This is a genomic window from Streptomyces sp. NPDC006339 (assembly GCF_040612775.1).
Lineage (GTDB): Bacteria > Actinomycetota > Actinomycetes > Streptomycetales > Streptomycetaceae > Streptomyces.
The window spans coordinates 1-18,866 of record NZ_JBEXQW010000057.1 but is presented as its reverse complement, the minus strand read 5'-3'; the positions used below and the strand labels follow the sequence as shown (position 1 = coordinate 18,866).

The 18,866-nt window shown below is 74.9% G+C and carries 7 protein-coding genes and 1 pseudogene; all 8 read right to left on the bottom strand.

What is annotated here, in order from left to right; all coding sequences use genetic code 11:
• Positions 1 to 39: 39 nt before the first annotated feature.
• On the bottom strand, positions 40 to 252 hold the full coding sequence (locus ABZ135_RS32985; RefSeq protein ID WP_356701073.1) for a hypothetical protein: 213 nt from the start codon (positions 250 to 252) through the stop codon (positions 40 to 42).
• 260 nt (positions 253 to 512) lie between these two features.
• Positions 513 to 1,325 carry a dimethylargininase gene (ddaH, locus tag ABZ135_RS32980; RefSeq protein WP_356701072.1) on the bottom strand — a complete coding sequence of 271 codons (813 nt, stop codon included), beginning with the start codon at positions 1,323 to 1,325 and terminating at the stop codon, positions 513 to 515.
• Positions 1,326 to 1,413: 88 nt separating this feature from the next.
• Positions 1,414 to 2,733 carry an MFS transporter gene (locus ABZ135_RS32975; RefSeq protein ID WP_356701071.1) on the bottom strand — a complete coding sequence of 440 codons (1,320 nt, stop codon included), beginning with the start codon at positions 2,731 to 2,733 and terminating at the stop codon, positions 1,414 to 1,416.
• A gap of 6 nt (positions 2,734 to 2,739) precedes the next feature.
• Positions 2,740 to 16,692, bottom strand: coding sequence for an amino acid adenylation domain-containing protein (locus tag ABZ135_RS32970; protein ID WP_356701069.1), 13,953 nt, complete (start codon positions 16,690 to 16,692; stop codon positions 2,740 to 2,742).
• Between the two features lie 46 nt (positions 16,693 to 16,738).
• Positions 16,739 to 17,737 carry a TauD/TfdA family dioxygenase gene (locus ABZ135_RS32965; protein WP_356701100.1) on the bottom strand — a complete coding sequence of 333 codons (999 nt, stop codon included), beginning with the start codon at positions 17,735 to 17,737 and terminating at the stop codon, positions 16,739 to 16,741.
• 8 nt (positions 17,738 to 17,745) lie between these two features.
• Complete coding sequence (locus tag ABZ135_RS32960; protein ID WP_128984835.1) at positions 17,746 to 17,958, bottom strand: MbtH family protein; 213 nt, start codon at positions 17,956 to 17,958, stop codon at positions 17,746 to 17,748.
• A 163-nt stretch (positions 17,959 to 18,121) separates the two neighbouring features.
• Entirely contained in the window at positions 18,122 to 18,754 is a 633-nt protein-coding gene (locus ABZ135_RS32955; RefSeq protein WP_356701067.1) for a cytochrome P450, read from the bottom strand.
• A gap of 20 nt (positions 18,755 to 18,774) precedes the next feature.
• Positions 18,775 to 18,866, bottom strand: a pseudogene (locus ABZ135_RS32950) (WhiB family transcriptional regulator); the annotation flags it as partial.

The following is an 18,866-nucleotide window of genomic DNA, read 5'->3' as shown; positions in this document are numbered from 1 at the left end:
AAACGGTCCTGCGCGGGAGTGGGCTCGCGGTGCGGCGGCTCAGGAGCCGGTGCTGTTCCAGTCCTTGTCGTCGGTCGGGGTGGGGGTCGGGGTCGACACCGTGCTGGTGACGGCCCCGCCCTGGTCGGTGCCGCCGACACCGTCGGCCATCGCCGTGCCCGCCGCGCCGAGGGCGAGCACCGCGCCGAGGCCGAGGCCCGCGACGGTCAGGCGGATCCGGGTGGCACCGAGGGTGATCGAACGCTTCGCCATGACTGCTCCCTAGGACGTCTTCCCTGGTGGGAAGGGGTTTTCCGGGGCTTCCCGGAGTGCTCCGGGCTGATGGCACCACCATGGCAAGGCGCGTTCAACGGCCGATCGACGCACGAGCACCGTGCGTCGATCGCCGTCGTTGATCGGTGCGTTGACGGGTGCGTCGACCGGTGCGTCGACGGGTGCGTCGATGGCTGGGTTGATCGGTGTGTCGACCGGTGCGTCGATCGGAGGCCACGTCAGAGGGACCCCGTACGGGATCAGGCCGCCTCGCGGATCTCCAGGGTGCAGCACTTGACGCTGCCGCCGCCCTTGAGCAGCTCGGAGAGGTCCATCCCGATCGGCCGGAAGCCGCGTTCGCGCAGGCGGGCCGCCACCCCGGTCGCGGCCTCCGGCAGCACCACGTTCAGACCGTCGCTCATCAGGTTGAGCCCGAACGCCTCGGCGTCCGCCTCCCCGACGAGCACCGCGTCCGGGAAGAGCCGTCGCAGCACCGCCCGGCTGCCGGCCGAGAACGCGCCGGGGTAGTACGCGATCTGATCGGTGTCGAGCACGCCGAGCGCGGTGTCGAGGTGGTAGAAGCGCGGGTCGACGAGGTCGAGGCCGATCACCGGGCGGCCGAAGAACTCCTGGGCCTCGGCGTGCCCCGCGGAGTCGCTGCGGAATCCGCGCCCGGCGAGGACATGGCTGCCGGTGAGCAGCAGGTCGCCCTCGCCCTCGTTGACGTGGACCGGGTCGTGGGTGGGGAAGCCGTGGGCCCGGAACCACTCCAGGTAGGCGGGGCCCTCGGCGGCGCGCTCGGCGTTGCGGAAGCGGGCGCCGAGCACCTTGCCGTCGACGACGGTGGCGCCGTTCGCCGCGTAGACCATGTCGGGCAGGCCGGGCAGCGGGTCGATCAGGTCGACGCGGTGGCCGAGGTCGACGTACAGCTCGTGGAGCCGTTCCCACTGGACGACGGCGAGCTCGGTGTCGACGGGCTTGGCCGGGTCCATCCAGGGGTTGATCGCGTAGCTGACCTCGAAGTGGGTCGGACGGCACATGAGGAAGCGGCGCGGGCGGGCGGTGCGGTGCATGGAGGGCTCCGGGAGGTCGGGATGCGGGCGCCGAAGAAGAACCGGACGGCGGGGAGGAGGGGTTCGGGAGGAGGAGTTCAGGAGGAGTTCAGGAGGAGGAGGCGGCGGCGGGCCGGTCGGGGAAGCTCCGCAGTCGGCGCAACGGGCTCGCCAGCAGGACGGCACCGGCCGAGAGCAGCACGCTCGCCATGATCCAGAGGGTGGTGCGGGCGCCGAGCACCTCGCCCAGCCAGCCGCCGAGCAGGGCCCCGACGGGGATGGCGCTGAAGTTGACGGTCGAGGCGCTGGCCCGGATGCGGCCGATCATGGCGGGCGGGCAGTACGCCTGGTAGAAGCTGCCGGCGATGACGTTCCCGGCGATCACACCGCAGACGGCGATCGACCACGCCACCGCGCTCACCGCCAGCGGCAGCCGCTCCCCCGCCAGCGGCAGGAGCAGGATGAACGGCGCCCCCACCAGCTCGCAGAGAAGCAGCCCGCGTGCCGTACCGAAGCGGCGGGCGATCCGCCCGGCGAGCGCCGCGCCGGCCAGGCCGCCGATGGACACCACCGCGAACACCGCCCCGACGCCGCCGGGCGACACGCCCACACTGCGGACCAGGAAGATCATCTGCACGGCCTGGATGCCGTTGAGGCCGAGATTGCCGACGGCCGCGAAGCTCGCCAGCGTCCGCAGGTACGGGTCGCGCACCAGGAACCGGACGCCCTCGCCGATCTCCCGCAGGATTCCCCGCCGTTCGGAGACCGGCGGCGGCTTCTCCTCGGCCCGGATGGAGCCCAGGAAGAGCGCCGACACCAGATACGTGGCCGCGTCGGCGAGCAGGCCGCTCGCCGCGCCGAACGCCTGGGCGAGCACACCGGCGAGGCCGGGGCCGGCGATCTCCGCCGCCGCGTCCCCCGAGCGCAGCTTGACGTTGGCCTCCAGCAGGTCCCGTTTGGCGACCAGCGAGGGCAGGACGGCGCCGTACGCGGTGGACAGGAACACCTTGACCGCGCCGGCCAGCAGCGCCACCACCACCAACTGGGCCATGGTCAGCAGGCCGAGCCAGCCGGCCACCGGCACGCTGCCGAACAGCACCAGCAGGAGCAGGTCGCAGACCAGCATCACCTTCAGCCGGGGCCAGCGGTCCACCCAGGCGCCGGCCAGCAGGCCGAGGAAGAGCCACGGCACCCAGGCGGAGGCGGTCAGCAGGCCGACCATGAACGGTGACGCGTCGAGGGTGACGACGGCCACCAGGGCAAGCGCGACGTTGCCGACGGCGGTGCCGAGGCCGCTGGTCGTCTCACCGATCCAGAGCTTGCGGAAGTCACCTTGGGCCCACAGGCCCCAGCGGCTCCTTCGCGGCGCGTCGGGCTCCGGGGAGGACGAGGGCACGGGGGGCGGCGGCTCGACGGAGGCGGTGGTCATCGTGGGTCACTCTCCAAGCTTCTCGGCCAGCACGGCGGCGATCCGCGCGAGGGGCTCCGGCCGTGTCATGGCGCCGTGCGTGCAGGGGATGCGGTGCTCCTCGACGTGCCCGTCGACGTACGGTCGCCAGGCCGCCGCGAAGGGCCAGTCGGCGGGCTTGTCGAGGGTGGCGCCGAAGAAGACGGCGTCGCCCGGGTAGCGGTCCGGGACGTGCTCGGCCATCAGCTTGCGGTGCTGTTCGAAGACGTCGGGCAGGACGCCGGCGGCCTCGCCGAGCAGTGCGGTGAGCTCCTCCTGGCCGCGCCCGTCGGCGGGGTCGTGGCCGAGGGAGGCGAGCAGCTCGGCGAGGGTGTCGACCGGGTCGTCGGAGGGCGGGCCGCCGGCGGCGGCGTACCGGGCCGGGTCGGCCGGGAGGCCGTCGAGGAGGGCGAGCAGGGCGACCTCCTGGCCCGCCGCCCGGAGGGCGACGGCCATCGCCTGGGCGACGACTCCGCCGAAGGACCAGCCGAGCAGGTGGTACGGCCCCTCCGGCTGCACGGCGCGGATCTCCCGTACGTAGTCCTCGGCGATCTCGGTGACGGAGGACGCGGAGCCCCCGCGCAGTCCGCGTGCCTGGAGGCCGTGGACCGGCCGATCCGGGTCGAGGTGGCGCAGCAGCCCGGAGTAGACCCAACTGATGCCGGCGGCGGGGTGGACGCAGAACAGCGGGGCCTTGGTCCCTCCGGCGCGCAGCGGCAGCAACACGTCGAGAGCACCGTGGCCGTCGTGGGGGCCGGGGGTGTCGTCGGCCGTCGTCGTGGCGATGTCGAGGCGCCGGGCGAGACCGGCCACGGTGGGGGTTTCGAAGAGCGCCCGCATCCCGAGGTCGGCGCCGAGTGCGGTACGGATCCGGCCGAGCAGCTTCATCGCCAGGAGCGAGTGGCCGCCGAGGTCGAAGAAGCCGTCGTCGATCGAGACCGGGCCCGGGAGGCCGAGGACCTCGGCGAAGAGCCCGCAGAGCAGCTCCTCGTGGGACGTCCGGGGTGCGCGGCCGGCGGTCGAGGAGGCGAAGTCGGGGGCGGGGAGCGCGCGCCGGTCGACCTTGCCGCTGGCCATGAGGGGCAGCGCGTCGAGCGGGACGAAGGCGGCCGGGAGCATGTGGCCGGGCAGCGACTCGGCGGCGAAGGCGCGCAGTTCGGCCGGGTCGAGCGGATCGTCGAGCAGGCCGTCGGCCACGACATGGGCGACCAGCCGGGGGCCGGCGGAGCCGGCGGCGTCCTCGTGGGCCGTCACGACGGCGGCGTGCACCCGGGGATGGCGGGTGAGGACGTGCTCGATCTCGCCGGGCTCGATCCGGAAGCCCCGGATCTTGACCTGGTCGTCGGTGCGGCCCAGATAGTCGAGTCCCCCGTCGCGGCCGCGCCGGACCAGGTCGCCCGTGCGGTACATCCGGGCCCCGGGGACGTACGGGTCGGCCACGAACCGCTCGGCGGTCAGCGCCGGCCGGCCGAGGTAGCCGCGGGCCAGCCCCGCGCCGGACAGGTAGAGCTCGCCGGGCACGCCGGGCGGTACGGGGTTCAGGTGCTCGTCCAGGACGTGGGCGCGGGTGCCGAGGACGGTGCGGCCCAGGGTCGGGCGCTCGGTGGCGGTGAACGGCTGGGTGAGCGCGTCGACGGTGGACTCGGTGGGGCCGTAGAGGTTGTGGGCGGTGGTCGCGGGGGCCGCCTCGCGCAGCCGGGTCCACAGCGCCTGGCCGACCGCCTCACCACCGAGCAGCACCACGCGCGGCGCCGGCTCCTCCAACAACCCGTGTTCGATGAGCTGTTCCGCGTACGAGGGCGTCACCTCGACCACGTCGAGCGACTCGGCCCGGATGTGCCGGACCAGCGCGGCGGCGTCGCGGCGGACCTCGTCGCCGATGAGGTGCAGCTCATGGCCGGCGATCAACCAGAGCAGGCCGTCCCAGGAGGCGTCGAAGCAGAGCGAGGCGGTGAGCGCGACGCGTCGCGGGCCCTCGCCGTGCTCGCGCTCGGTGGCGCCGATCGGGCCGGCCGGCGAGCGGTGCGAGGCGAGCAGGGCGGCGATCGAGCCGTGGCTCACCACGACGCCCTTGGGGCGGCCGGTGGAGCCGGAGGTGTAGATCACGTAGGCCGCGTCGGAGGCGGCGGTGGGGCGGACGGCCGTGAAGGCCGGGGGCGTTCCGTACGCCGCCTCGTCCCTCGGGGCGGTTGCGCCGCCCGGGGCAACCTGGTCGCTCGGGGCGGTCCCGATGGGCGCCGGGCTCCCGTTCGCGTCGGCGGTCCCGATGGGCGCCGGGCTCCCGGCGAGCCCCGGGGTCCCGCCCGGCTGGGCAGGGCGCCGCGGGTCGGCGGTCCCGATGAGCACCGGGCTCCCGGCGAGCCCCGGGGTCCCGTCCGGCCGGCCGGGACGGTCCGGCTCGGCGGTCTCGACGTTCACCGGGGACCCGACCAGGCCCGTGGTCCCGACGACTCCCACGGTTCCGCCCGGCGCGGCGGCCCCGACCAGCCCCGCGGTGCCGACCAGCCCCGCGGTCCCGACCAGCCCCGCGGTCCCGGCCGTCCCCGCAGGACCGTCCGTTTCCACGTCCAGGACGCGCAGGCCCGTGAGCAGTTCGGGGCGTGGCCAGCCGTCAGCCGTCACGACCACCGTGGGCGTGGCGTCGGACAGCATGGCGGCGGTGCGGTCGGACGGGTGCTCCGGGTCGAGGGGGAGGGAGGCGGCGCCCGCCTTGAGGACGGCGAGCAGGGCGATGACGCTCTCGGCGGAGCGCGGCAGGGCGAGGGCGACCAGCGAGTCGGGGCCGGCACCGGCCGCCGTGAGACGGTGGGCGAGCCGGTTCGCGCGGGCGTCGAGCTCGCTCCGGCTGAGCCGGGTGTCCCCGGCGACCAGGGCGGTGGCGTCCGGGGCGAGAGCCACCTGGGCCGCGAAGGCGGCGGGCAGCAGCGGAACGTCCGCGGGCAACACCGCACTCGCACCCAGGAGTTCGGCGCGTTCGTCGGCGGAGAGCAGGTCGATCCCGCCGATCGGCCGGTCGGGGCGGGCAGCCGCCTCCGTCAGCAGGCGGCCGAGCCGGACCGCCATGGAGGCCACCGTGTCGCGGTCGAACAGGTCGGTGGCGAAGTCGATCGCGCATTCCAGTCCGGCGGGCGCGCCGTCGGCGTCGAAGGACTCGCCCATGGCGACGGAGAGGTCGAACTTGGCGGCGTACCCGCCGATCGGTTCGACGGTGGCGGTCAGGCCGGCCAGGTCGAGCACCCCGTCCGCGGCCCCGCCCCTCCCCTCCCCCTGCCCCATCCCCTGGAGCAGCAGCATCACCTGGAAGAGCGGGTGCCGGACCGCCGAGCGGGCCGGGTTGAGCTCCTCGACGAGGCGCTCGAAGGGCACGTCCTGGTGGGCGTGGGCGTCGAGTTGGGTCTCGCGGACGCGGTGGAGGAGTTCGGCGAAGGTCGGGTCGCCGGAGGTATCGGTGCGCAGCACCAGCGTGTTGACGAAGAAGCCCACGAGGTCGTCGAGCGCCTCGTCCGAGCGTCCGGCGACGACCGAGCCGATCGGTACGTCGGTTCCGGCGCCGAGCCGGGTGAGCAGCGCGGCGAGGCCGGCCTGAAGGGTCATGAACAGGGTGACGCGGTGCTCGCGCGACACGTCGACGAGCGAGCGGTGGAGTGCGGCGCCGAGCGGGAGGACGACACGGTCGCCGCGGTGGCCGTTGTCCGCCCGCCGGGGGCGGTCCAGCGGCAGGGCCAGCTCCTCCGGGAGGCCGGCCAGGGCCTCGCGCCAGTAGGCGAGCTGGCGCGAGGCGATGCTGTCCGGGTCGTCCTCGTCGCCGAGCAGCTCGCGCTGCCAGAGCGCGTAGTCGGCGTACTGGACGGGCAGCGGCTGCCACTCCGGTGCGGCGCCGTCGCGGCGGGCGGCGTAGGCGGCGGCCAGGTCGCGCAGCAGCGGGTCCATGGACCAGCCGTCGCCGGCGATGTGGTGCAGGACGAGGAGGAGCAGGTGCGCGTCGCCGTCGAGCGGGAACAGGTGGGCGCGTACGGGGAGTTCGCCTGCCAGGTCGAAGGGGATCGCGGCACACTCGGCCAGGGCGGCCGCCGGGTCGGTGGGCGGGGTGGTGCGGTGGTCGAAGGTGATCGGGGCCTCGGCGGGCGGGAGGATCCGCTGCCGGGGTTCGCCGTCCTGCTCGGCGATGACGGTGCGCAGGATCTCGTGGCGTACGACCAGGTCGCCGAGGGCGCGTTGGAGGGCGGCCGGGTCGAGCGGGCCGGTGACGCGCAGGGCTAGCGGGAGGTTGTAGAGCGCGCTGGGGCCCTCCATGCGGTCGATCAGCCAGAGCCGCCGCTGGGCGAAGGAGAGCGGCAGGCGCTCCGGTCGCTCGCCGGCCGTCAGCGCGAGCCGCGCCCCGGCGCCGTCGAGCCGCTGGGCCAGACCGGCAACCGTGGGGGCCTCGAAGACGTCCCGGACGCCGATCTCGGCCGCGAACACCGTGCGGACCCGGCTGACCAGCTTCATGGCGAGCAGGGAGTGCCCGCCGAGGGCGAAGAAGTCGTCGTCGATCGAGACCGGCCCGGTCAGGCCGAGCACCTCGCCGAACACGTCGCCGAGGAGGTGCTCGCGGGCCGTGCGGGCGGCCCGGCCGCCGGTGAAGAGCTGGAAGTCGGGGGCGGGCAGGGCGCGCCGGTCGATCTTGCCGCTGCCGGTGAGCGGCAGCGTGTCGAGGGTGACGACGGCGGCCGGGACCATGGAGGCGGGCAGCGTCTCCGCCACGAACCTCCGCAGTTCGAGGGCGAGTTCGGGGCCGGGCGTGCCGACCGCGCAGTGGGCGACCAGGCGGCGGTCGCCGTCCGGGCTCTCGTGCGGCGTGACCACGGCCTGGCGGACGGCCGGGTGCCGGGCGAGCACCTCCTCGATCTCGCCGGGTTCGATGCGGAACCCCCGGATCTTGACCTGGTGGTCGGTGCGGCCCAGATAGTCGATCCGGCCGTCCCGGGCGCGGCGGACCAGGTCACCCGTGCGGTACATCCGGGCCCCGGGGACGTACGGGTCGGCGACGAACCGCTCGGCGGTGAGGGCAGGCCGCCCGAGGTAGCCGCGGGCCAGGCCGGCGCCGCTCAGGTAGAGCTCGCCGGGCACGCCGACGGGCACCGGGTTGAGGTGCTCGTCCAGGACGTGGGCGCGGGTGCCGAGGACGGTGTGGCCCAGGGTGGGGCGCTCCACGTCGGCGTACGCCTGGAGCAGGGTGTCGACGGTGCATTCGGTGGGGCCGTAGAGGTTGTGGCCGGTGGTGGCCGGGGCCGCCTCGCGCAGGCGGTTCCACAGCGCCTGGCCGACCGCCTCGCCGCCGAGCAGCACCACGCGCGGTGCCGGCTCCTCCAACAGGCCGTGTTCGATGAGCTGTTCGGCGTAGCTGGGGGTGAACTGGACGGCGTCGACGCCGGCCGTACGGAGGTGCCGGACCAGGGCGGCGGGGTCGCGGCGCCGGTCTTCGCCGATGAGGTGCAGTTCGTGGCCGGCGACCATCCACAGCAGGCCGTTCCAGGAGGCGTCGAAGCAGAGCGAGGCGGTGAGCGCGGCGCGCATCCGGCCGTGGGCCCGCTCGGGCTCGCCGAAGGTCTCGGCCCGGTGGGCGGCCAGCAGGGCGGCGATCGAGCCGTGGCTCACCACGACACCCTTGGGGCGGCCGGTGGAGCCGGAGGTGTAGATGACGTAGGCGGCCTGGGACGGTTCGATCCGTACGGGCGGGGCCTCGGCGGGCCGGTCGGCCCAGGCCCGCTCGTCGACGTCCAGGACGACCGGACCGTCCAGCGCCTCCCAGGCTTCGGGGAGGGGCCAGCCGGTGCCGGTGAGCACGGCCGCCGGGCGGGCGTCGGCCAGCATGTGGGCGGTGCGCTCCCGGGGGTAGGAGGCGTCCAGCGGCAGGACCACGGCACCGGCCTTGAGGACGGCGAGCAGGGCGACCACCGTCTCCGCGGAGCGGGGCAGGGCGAGCGCGACGACGTCCTCCGGGCCGACGCCGGAGGCGATCAGACCGTGGGCGAGCCGGTTGGCGCGGGCGTCGAGCTCCGCGTAGCTCAGCCGCGTCTCCGCGCACACCAGGGCCGTGAGGTCCGGCGTGGCCGCCGCCCGGTCCGCGAAGGCGGCCGGGACGAGCGGCGGTGCGGTGGCCAGCGGCCGGTGTCCGCCGAGGAGTTGGGCGCGCTCGTCCCGCGCCAGCAGGTCGGCGCGGCCGATCCGCTGGTCGGGCCGGTCCGTCACGATCGTGAGGAGCCGGCCGAAGCGGGCGGCGAGGGACTCGACGGTCTCCCGGTCGAACAGGTCGGTGGCGAAGTCGATCGCGCAGTCCAGGCCGGCGGGTGCGCCGTCGGCGTCGAAGAACTCCTCGAGGGTCACGTTGAGGTCGAATTTGGCGACCCCGGTGTCCGCCGGCAGCGCCTCGGCGCGCAGCCCGGCCGGTGCCGTGTCGGCCCCGGCGTTGGACTGGAGGACCATCGCCACCTGGAAGAGGGGGTGACGGGCGGGAGAGCGGGCCGGGTTGAGCTCCTCGACGAGCCGCTCGAAGGGCACGTCCTGGTGGGCGTAGGCGCCGAGGCCGGTCTCGCGGACGCGGTGGAGGAGTTCGGCGAAGGTCGGGTCGCCGGAGGTGTCGGTGCGCAGCACGAGGGTGTTGACGAAGAAGCCGACCAGGTCGTCCAGTGCCTCGTCCGAGCGTCCGGCGACGACCGAGCCGATCGGTACGTCGGTTCCGGCGCCGAGCCGGGTGAGCAGCGCGGCGAGCGCCGCCTGGAAGGTCATGAACAGGGTGACGCGGTGCTCGCGGGACAGCGTGACGAGCGAGCGGTGGAGTGCGGCGTCGATGGGCAGGGCGACGCGGTCGCCTCGGTGGTCGGCGCGGGCTCCGCGCGGGCGGTCGACGGGGAGCGTCAGCTCTTCGGGGAGGTCGGCGAGGGTGTCGCGCCAGTAGGCGAGCTGGCGGGAGGCCAGGCTGTCCGGGTCGTCCTCGTCGCCGAGGAGTTCGCGCTGCCAGAGCGCGTAGTCGGCGTACTGCACGGGCAGTGGCTGCCACTCCGGGGCGGCGCCGTCGCGGCGGGCCGTGTAGGCGGCGTCCAGGTCGCGCAGCAGCGGGCCCATCGACCAGCCGTCGCCGACGATGTGGTGGAGGGCGAGGATCAGGACGTGGTCCTCCGGGGCGACTTGGAGCAGGGTGATCCGGACGGGCGGTTCGGCGGCCAGGTCGAAGGGCCGGCGGGCGGCGCGGTCGATCTCGGCGTCCACCGCGTCGGGTGCGCAGTCGCGCCGCTCGACGGGCGGCAGGGCGTCGGCGGGGTCGAGGACGAGCTGGTGGGGTTCGCCGTCCCGCTCGGCGATGACGGTACGGAGGATCTCGTGCCGTACGACCACGTCGCCGAAGGCGCGTTCGAGGGCGGCCGGGTCGAGCGGGCCGGTGAGGCGCAGCGCGAGCGGCATGTTGTAGAGCGCGCTCGGCCCCTCCATGCGGTCGATCAGCCAGAGTCGCCGCTGGGCGAAGGAGAGCGGCAGGCGCTCGGGGCGTTCGCCGGCGGTCAGCGCGAGCCGTGCCCCGGCGCCGTCGAGCCGCTGGGCCAGGCCGGCCACGGTCGGCGCCTCGAAGACGTCCCGGATGCCGAGTTCGGCGCCGAGCGCGGCGCGGACCCGGCTGAGCAGTCGGGTGGCGAGGAGCGAGTGGCCGCCGAGGGCGAAGAAGTCGTCGTCGATCGAGACCGGCCCGGTCAGGCCGAGCACGTCGCCGAAGAGGCCGCAGAGGATCTCCTCGGGTGCCGTACGGGCCGCACGGCCGCCGCCGGTGGCCGCCGCGAAGTCGGGGGCGGGCAGCGCGGACCGGTCGAGCTTGCCGTTGACGGTGAGCGGCAGCGCGTCGAGGGTGACGAAGGCGGCGGGGACCATGTGGTCGGGGAGGGTGGCGGCCGTGTGGGTGCGCAGCGCGGCCGGGTCGAGCGGGGTGCGGGTGACGACGTACGCGGCCAGGCGGGTGCCGGTGCCGGCCGCGTTCTCGTCGACCGGCAGCACGGCGGCCCGGAGGACGTCGGGGTGGGCGGTGAGGACGGCCTCGATCTCGCCGAGCTCGATCCGGAAGCCGCGCACCTTGACCTGGTGGTCGGTGCGGCCCAGGTACTCGACCCGGCCGTCCGGGCGGCGGCGGGCGAGGTCACCGGTGCGGTACATCCGCTCGCCGGACGCGAAGGGGTCGGCGACGAAGCGTTCGGCGGTGAGCGCGGGGCGGCCGAGGTAGCCGCGGGCGAGGCCGGCGCCGCTCAGGTACAGCTCGCCGGGGACGCCGGGCGGGACGGGCCGCAGGCCGGCGTCCAGGACGTGGGCGCGGAGCCGGGGCAGCGGGCGGCCGATGAGCGGGCGCGGGTCGCCGGAGAGGCGGTGGTGCAGCGCGTCGACGGTGCACTCGGTGGGGCCGTACATGTTGAGCACGACGGTGTCGGGGGCGGCGGTGAGGGTGGTCCAGAGGCTCTGTCCGAAGGCTTCGCCGCCGACCATGAGGAGGGCGGGCGGGCAGCGGTCGAGCAGGCCCTCCTCGATCAGCCGCTCGGCCTGGCCGGGGGTGACGTCGAGGATGTCGGCGCCGGTGTCCTCGGCGTGGCGGACGATCGCGGCGGCGTCGCGGCGCGTGTCGTCGTCGAGGAGGTGGAGTTCGTGGCCGGCGATCATCCAGAGCAGCGATTCGAGGGCCGTGTCGAAGGAGAAGGAGGCGGTCTGGGCGAATCTGAACCGCCGGCCCGGGTGGGCCTGCCGGGCGGCGGCGATGGTCTCGCCTCGGTGGAAGGCGAGGAGGTGGGCGAGTCCGCCGTGGCGCACCACGACGCCCTTGGGGCGGCCGGTGGAGCCGGAGGTGTAGATGACGTACGCGGCGTGGGACGGGGTGAGCCGTACGGGCGGGGCCTCGGCGGGCTGCCCGGCCCAGGTCCGCTCGTCGACGTCCAGGACGACCGGGCCGTCGAGGTCCTCCCACGCTTCGGGGAGGGGCCAGCCGGTGCCGGTGAGCACGGCCGCCGGGCGGGCGTCGGCGAGCATGTGGGTGAGGCGGTCGAGGGGGTGGGCGGCGTCCAGCGGCAGGAAGGCGGCGCCGGCCTTGAGGACGGCGAGCACGGCGACGACGGTCTCCGCGGAGCGGGGCAGGGCGAGCGCGACCACGTCCTCCGGGCCGACGCCGGAGGCGATCAGACCGTGCGCGAGCCGGTTGGCGCGGGCGTCGAGCTCGGCGTAGGTCCAGCGGGTCCCGGCGAAGACGAGGGCGGTGTCGTGCGGGGTCGCGGTCACCTGGTCGGTGAAGGCGGCCGGCACGAGGACGTCCGGGCCGGGGGTCTCCGGGCCGGGGCGGGCGGTGTCGTGCCAGGCGGCCAGCGCGGCGCGGCCGGCCTCGCCCAGGATGTCGAGCTCGGTGACCGGGCGGTGCGGGTCGTCGGCGGCCTGGGCCAGGATCAGGAGCAGGGCGTCGGCGAGCCGCTCGGCGGTGGTGCGGTCGAACAGGTCGGTGGCGAACTCCAGGCCGCCTTCGAGGCCGGCCGGGGTGCCGTCGGGGTGGTGGCGTTCGGAGAGGTTGAGGGTGAGGTCGAAGGCGGTGGTGGGCAGGCCGAGCGGCTCGTAGGCGGTGTGGGTGCCGGGGAGTTCGGGGACGCCGCCCGCCGTGTTGTCGAAGGCGATCATCACCTGGAAGAGCGGGTGCCGGGCCAGCGAGCGGGCCGGGTTGAGCTCCTCGACGAGCCGCTCGAACGGCACGTCCTGGTGCGCGTAGGCGGCCAGGTCGATCTCCCGTACCCGGGCGAGGAGTTCGGCGAAGGTGGGCCGGCCGGTGAGGTCGGTGCGCAGCACGAGGGTGCCGGCGAAGAAGCCGACCAGCTCGTCGAGGGCCGGGTCGAGTCGGCCGGCCAGCGGGGTGCCGATCGGCAGGTCCTCGCCGGCGCCGAAGCGGTGCAGGAGGGCGGCGTAGGCGGCCTGGAGGACCATGAAGAGGGTGGCGCCGTGCGCGCCGGCCAGCTCGGCGAGCCGTGCGTGGAGGTCCGCGTCGAGTTCCAGCGGGACGACGTCGCCCCGGTGGCTCGCGACCGCCGGGCGGGGGCGGTCGAGCGGCAGCGGCAGCTCGTCCGGGAGCCCGGCCAGGGCCTCGCGCCAGTGGGCGAGCTGCCGGGAGAGTTCGGACCCCGGGTCGGTGTCCGCGCCGAGCAGCCGCTGCTGCCAGAGGGTGTGGTCGGCGTACTGCACGGGCAGCGGCTCCCACGGCGGCCGCTCGCCGCCGAGCCGGGCGGTGTAGGCGTCGGCGAGGTCGCGGAACAGCGGCCGCAGGGACCAGCCGTCGCCGGCGATGTGGTGCAGCACCAGGAGCAGGACGTGCTCGTCGGGCCCGTCGGGCGACGCGGCCGGCTCCGGGCGCAGGTAGGCATGCAGCGGGAGGTCGGCGGCGAGGTCGAAGGTGTGGCCGGTGAGCTCCCCCACCGGGCGGTCGGTGACGGTGAGCAGCGGGGCGGGGGGCGCGGGCAGGATCCGCTGGTACGGGACGCCGTCGTGCTCGTCGAAGACGGTGCGCAGCGACTCGTGGCGGGCGACGACGTCGCCGAGCGCCTGTTCCAGGGCGCGGGTGTCCAGCGGGCCGGTCAGCCGGAGGGCGAGGGTGATGTTGTACGTGGCGGAGGGTCCCTCGGCCCGGCCGAGGAACCACAGCCGGTGCTGGGCGAAGGAGACCGGCAGCCGCTCGGGCCGGGGTTCGGGGCGCAGCGCGGGCCGGGCCGGGCCGGTGGCCAGCAGGGTGGCGAGTGCGGCGACGGTGGGGGCCCGGAAGAGGTCGCCGATGGCGAGTTCGGCGCCGAGTTCGGCGCGGGCCCGGCCGACCAGGCGGGTGGCGAGGAGGGAGTGGCCGCCCAGCTCGAAGAAGTCGTCGTCGATGGTGAGGTCGTCGATGCCGAGGATCTCGCCGAAGAGTGCGCACAGGGCGCGTTCGCGTGCGTCGCGCGGGGCGCGGCCGGAGGTGTCGGTGGTCCGCTCGGGGGCGGGCAGCGCCCGCCGGTCGACCTTGCCGTTGGCGTTGAGCGGCAGGGCGGGCAGCACGACCACGGCCGAGGGGACCATGTAGCCGGGCAGGGTGTCGGCGGCGAACCTCCGTAGCTCGGCGGCGAGTTCGGGATTCTCCTGCTGTACGGAGTCGAGCACCGCGCAGTAGCCGACCAGCCGGATGTCGCCGGGGCGGTCCTCGCGGGGCACGACGATGACCTGGCGGACCGCGGGGTGGCGGGAGAGCACGGCCTCGATCTCGCCCGGCTCGATCCGGAAGCCGCGCAGCTTGACCTGTCCGTCGATCCGGCCGAGGAACTCGACGGCGCCGTCGGCCCGGCGGCGGACCAGGTCGCCGGTGCGGTACATCCGCTGTCCTTCGGCGTACGGGTCGGCGACGAAGCGTTCGGCGGTCAGCGCGGCCCGGCGCCAGTAGCCCCGGGCCAGGCCGGTCCCCGCCACGTACAGCTCGCCTGGGACGCCGGGCGGGACGGGGCGCAGCCGGGCGTCGAGGACATGGGCGCGCATGTTGTCGAGGGGGCCGCCGATCGGGGGCCGGGGGCCGGTCAGGTCGGCGGCGGCGAGGGGGTGGTGGGTGGCGAAGGTGGTGGCCTCGGTCGGCCCGTAGACATGGGCGAGCAGCAGGTCGGGGCAGTGGTCGAGGACGCGTCGCATCAGGCTGCCGGAGGCGGCCTCGCCGCCGGTGCAGACGGTCCGCAGGGCGCGGAAGGTCTCCGGGCTCTGCTCGGCGACCAGGTCGAAGAGGGCCTTGGTGAGGAAGACGGCGGTGACCCGGTGCCGGGTGACGACGGCGTGCAGAGCGGCGGCGTCCAGGGTGCCGGGCGGGGCGACGACCACGGTGCCGCCGGACAGCAGCGGCGTCCACAGCTCGTAGGTGGCGGCGTCGAAGGCGTGCGGGGAGTGCAGCAGGATCCGCTCGTGCCGTCCGTCGCGCCAGCGGCGGTCGGCGGCGAGGTCGACGACGTCGCGGTGGCGGACCGCGACGCCCTTGGGGGTGCCGGTGGAGCCGGAGGTGAACATCACGTAGGCGAGCCGGTCGGGGTGGACGCGCAGGCCGGGGGCGTGGTCGGGGGCGGCCGTCTCGTCGCCGGGGCGGACCACGACGGCGGTGTGCGGGAAGCCGGGGTCGGCGCGGTCGGTGAGGAGGACCGGGGCGGCGGTGTCGGTGAGCAGCGCTGCCATCCGCTCCGGCGGCAGGCTCGCGTGCATCGGGACGTAGCAGCCGCCGGCCTTGAGCACGGCCAGGGTGGCGACGACCAGGTCGACCGAGCGCTCCATCAGCAGGGCGACCGGGGACTCCGGTCCGACGCCCGAGGCGATCAGGTGGTGGGCGAGGCGGTTCGCGCGGGCGTCGAGCTCGGCGTACGAGACGGTGCCGGCGTCGTGGGCGAGGGCGACGGCCTCGGGGGTGCGGGCGGCCTGGGCCTCGAACAGTTGCGGGAGCGAGCCGAGCGGTACGGGCGCGGCGGTGGCGTTCCACTCCTCGCGCAGGCGGGCGTGCTCCTCGGGGGCGAGGATGTCGAGGGCGCCGATCGGTGCCTCGGGGTCGGCGGCCGCGGCGGTGAGGAGGCGGCCGAGGCGTGCGACGAGGGCGGTGACGGTGGCGCGGTCGTAGAGGTCGGCGGCGTATTCGACCGATCCGGTGAGTCCGGCGGGGGTGCCGTCGGGGTCGTGCCGCTCGGTGATGCCGATGTTGAGGTCGAATTTGGCGACCCGCAGGCCGAGCGGTTCGGGCGCCGACTCCAGGCCGGGCAGGCCGAGTTCGCCCTCCTCGTGGTTCTGCAGCACGAGCAGGGTCTGGAAGAGCGGGTGGCGGCCGAGGACGCGGGCCGGGTTGACCTCCTCGACGAGCCGCTCGAAGGGCACGTCCTGGTGGGCGAAGGCGTCGAGCTGGTCCTCCCGCACGCGGCCGAGGAGGGTGGCGAAGGACGGGTCGCCGGAGGTGTCGGTGCGGAGCACGAGGGTGTTGACGAAGAAGCCGACCAGGTCGTTCAGGGCCTCGTCGGAGCGGCCGGCCACACCGGTGCCGAGCGGGATGTCGGTGCCGGCGCCGAGCCGGGTGAAGAGCGCGGCGAGGCCGGCCCGCAGGACGGAGAAGAGGGTGGTGCGGTGGCGGCGGGCCAGGTCGGCGAGGGCGGCGTGCAGATCGGAACCGTAGGCGAACGGGACGGCGTCGGCGGCGCCGGTCGGCGCGGGCGGCCGTGGCCGGTCCACCGGCAGCTCCAGCTCCTCCGGCAGTCCGGACAGGGCTTGGCGCCAGTAGGTGAGTTGACGGCTCATCAGGCTGTCGGGGTCGGTCTCCTCGCCGAGCAGTTCGCGCTGCCAGAGCGTGTAGTCGGCGTACTGGACCGGCAGCGGCTCCCCGTCGGGGGCGCGGCCTTCGAGGCGGGCGGTGTAGGCGGTGGCGAGGTCGCGCAGCAGCGGGCCGAGGGACCAGCCGTCGCCGGCGATGTGGTGGAGCACAAGGAGCAGGACGTGCTCGGGGGCGGTCTCGGCCGCCGGCCCGGGGCCGGGCGGGGCGGCGTCGGCGTCGGTGTCGGTGTCGGTGTCGGTGTCGGTGAGCGAGAAGACCGTGACCCGGAGGGGCGGTTCGGCACTCAGGTCGAAGGTGCGGGCGGCGGCCCGGTCCCGCAGGGCGGGGTAGTCGTCCGGCGCGCAGTCCACCGTCGCGAAAGCGAGGGCGGTCGCCGCCTCCACGGACGACAGGATCCGCTGCACCGGCACTCCCCCGACCACCGGGAACACCGTGCGCAGGATCTCGTGCCGGGCGACCACGTCCGCCGTCGCGGCCCGCAGGGCCGCCGTGTCGAGCGCGCCGCGCAGGCGGACCGCGAACGGCAGGTTGTAGAGCGCGGTCGGCCCTTCGATCTGGTCGATCAGCCAGAGACGCTGTTGTGCGTACGAAACCGGGATCACGGTGCTTCCTCTGCTCACGTCACGGCGTGGATGGGGACGGGTTGCCTCAGGCGGGGACCGCGGCGGTGGGGCGCACCGTGGGCCGGCAGTCCAGGAGGCCGACGGGGCGGCCCATCGCGACGGCGATCTTCCGGTCGCCGCGGTACGGGTCGCGGCCGTGCGCGCAGAGCACGTTGTCGACCAGCATCACGTCGCCGGCCTGCCAGGTCTCGCGTACGGTGGCGGCGTCGTAGGCCGCGTTGAGGGCGTCCACGTCCTCCCGGGTCAGCGGCTCGCCGTCACCGAGGCCGGTGTTGAACGGCAGGCCGTCCGGTCCGAACTCCTCGACCATGGCCTCCCGGATGTCCGGGTCGAGCGACCACTCGTTCCAGAAGGCCAGGTGGTTGAACCAGACCTCCTCGCCCGTGTGCGGGTGGTGGACGGTGGCCGAACGGAGCTGGCTGGTGCGCAGATTGCCGTCCGGCCGCCACTCCCAGGCGATGCCGTTCTCCCGGCAGTACGCCTCGACGTCGGCGCGGTCCTCGGTGCCGAAGGCGGTGCGCCAGCCGAGCGAGACGTAGTCCGAGTAGTTCCGGGTGAGGGTCCAGCCGGAGGACCGGCCCCGCTCCACCAGGTGGTCGGGGAGCCCGGCCAGCACCTTGCGGACGTCGGCGGTCGGCGTGGCGCCGCCCGCCTCGGGGGCGGTCAGGCAGGCGAAGAGCAGCCGCCCGGGGAAGGTCAGCGTGTAGCTGTTCTCGTTGTGCATCCGGATCGACTGGGCGGGCGGCAGGTCGGTGGACGAGAAGACGCCGTCCCCGAAGTCGCTGCGCGGGGTGGCCTTCTCCCGGTACGGGGTGGGCTCGGGGATCAGTACGTCGCGGACGGCGGCCACGTCCGCGCTCGTCGTCACCGGCAGGCCACGCAGGAAGAGCGTGCCGTGCTCGTGCAGGGCGGCGGTCAGCGCCGTCTCGTTCTCGCGCAGCCACGCGCAGGCGTCGGCGAGGTCGGTGCCCGCCGGCGCGTGGGTGAGGGCCGGGCGGCCGGGGTTCAGCTCCCAGGTCGGCATCGCGGCGCTCACCGCTGGTCGAGGGTGGCGAGCAGGCTCGCCGGGCGGATGTCGGTCCAGTTGGCCTCGATCCAGTCGAGGCACTCCTGGCGCGGCGCCTCGCCGTGGACGGTGGTCCAGCCGGCCGGCACGTCGATCCAGACCGGCCAGAGCGAGTGCTGGTTCTCGTCGTTGACCAGGACCAGGTAGCCGGCGTTGTCGTCCTCGAACGGGTTGCTCATGGTGGTCTCCGTGGGTGAGAGGTGCCTTGGGGTGTGATTCGAAGGTAGGCGCGGCGGACGGGCGCGAGCGGCACAAGGGACGGCAGGTGAGCGGCAGTTACGGCGCTGCCGCGCGGGCGGGCCCGGGCGGTGCGGGAGGCGCGGAAGGCGCGGGCGGGACGGGTCACCTGGGGGTGAGGCGGACCGGGAAGTGGTCCAGGCCGAAGTTGATGATCGAGCGGTTGTAGCGGACGGGGCCGGTCGGCTCGATGACGGCCGCCTTCTCCAGCGCGGCGGCGTACAGCGCGCTCAGCTCGGCCTTGGCCAGCGGCGCGCCGATGCAGTAGTGGGCGCCCAGGCCGAGGGCGAGGTGCTTGTTGGGCGAGCGGTCGAGCAGGATCTCCTCGGGCCGGTCGAAGGCGTCCGGGTCGCGGTTGGCGGACCAGACCCACACCGCGACCCGGTCGCCGCGCCGGATGTCCCGCCCGCCGAGCTCGATGTCCCGGGTGGCGGTGCGCAGGGTGTGCAGGCCGACCGAGGTCCAGCGCAGCAGCTCGTCCACGGCGGAGTCCATGGACACCTCGCCGCGCTGCAACTTCCGCCACAGGTCGGGGCGTTGCACCAGGGTGTGCAGTCCCATGGCGGCCGTGTGGCGGACGGTCTGGACCCCGCCGACGACGATGTTGTCCAGGTTGAGCACGACGTCCTCGACCGGGAGCAGCCGCCCGCCGACCCGGTACGTGGCCATCATGGAGATCAGGTCGTCACGCGGGTCGGAGCGGCGCAGCATCACCTGGTGCAGCAGGTAGGGGATCAACTGCTGATGACCGGCCCGGCGTTCCTCGGGGGCTTGTGGCTGATCTGCAGGCCGGCGGCCAGTCGGGCGGGCCGCCAGCCCCGGACATAGGCGTGGTCGACGACGACCTGGC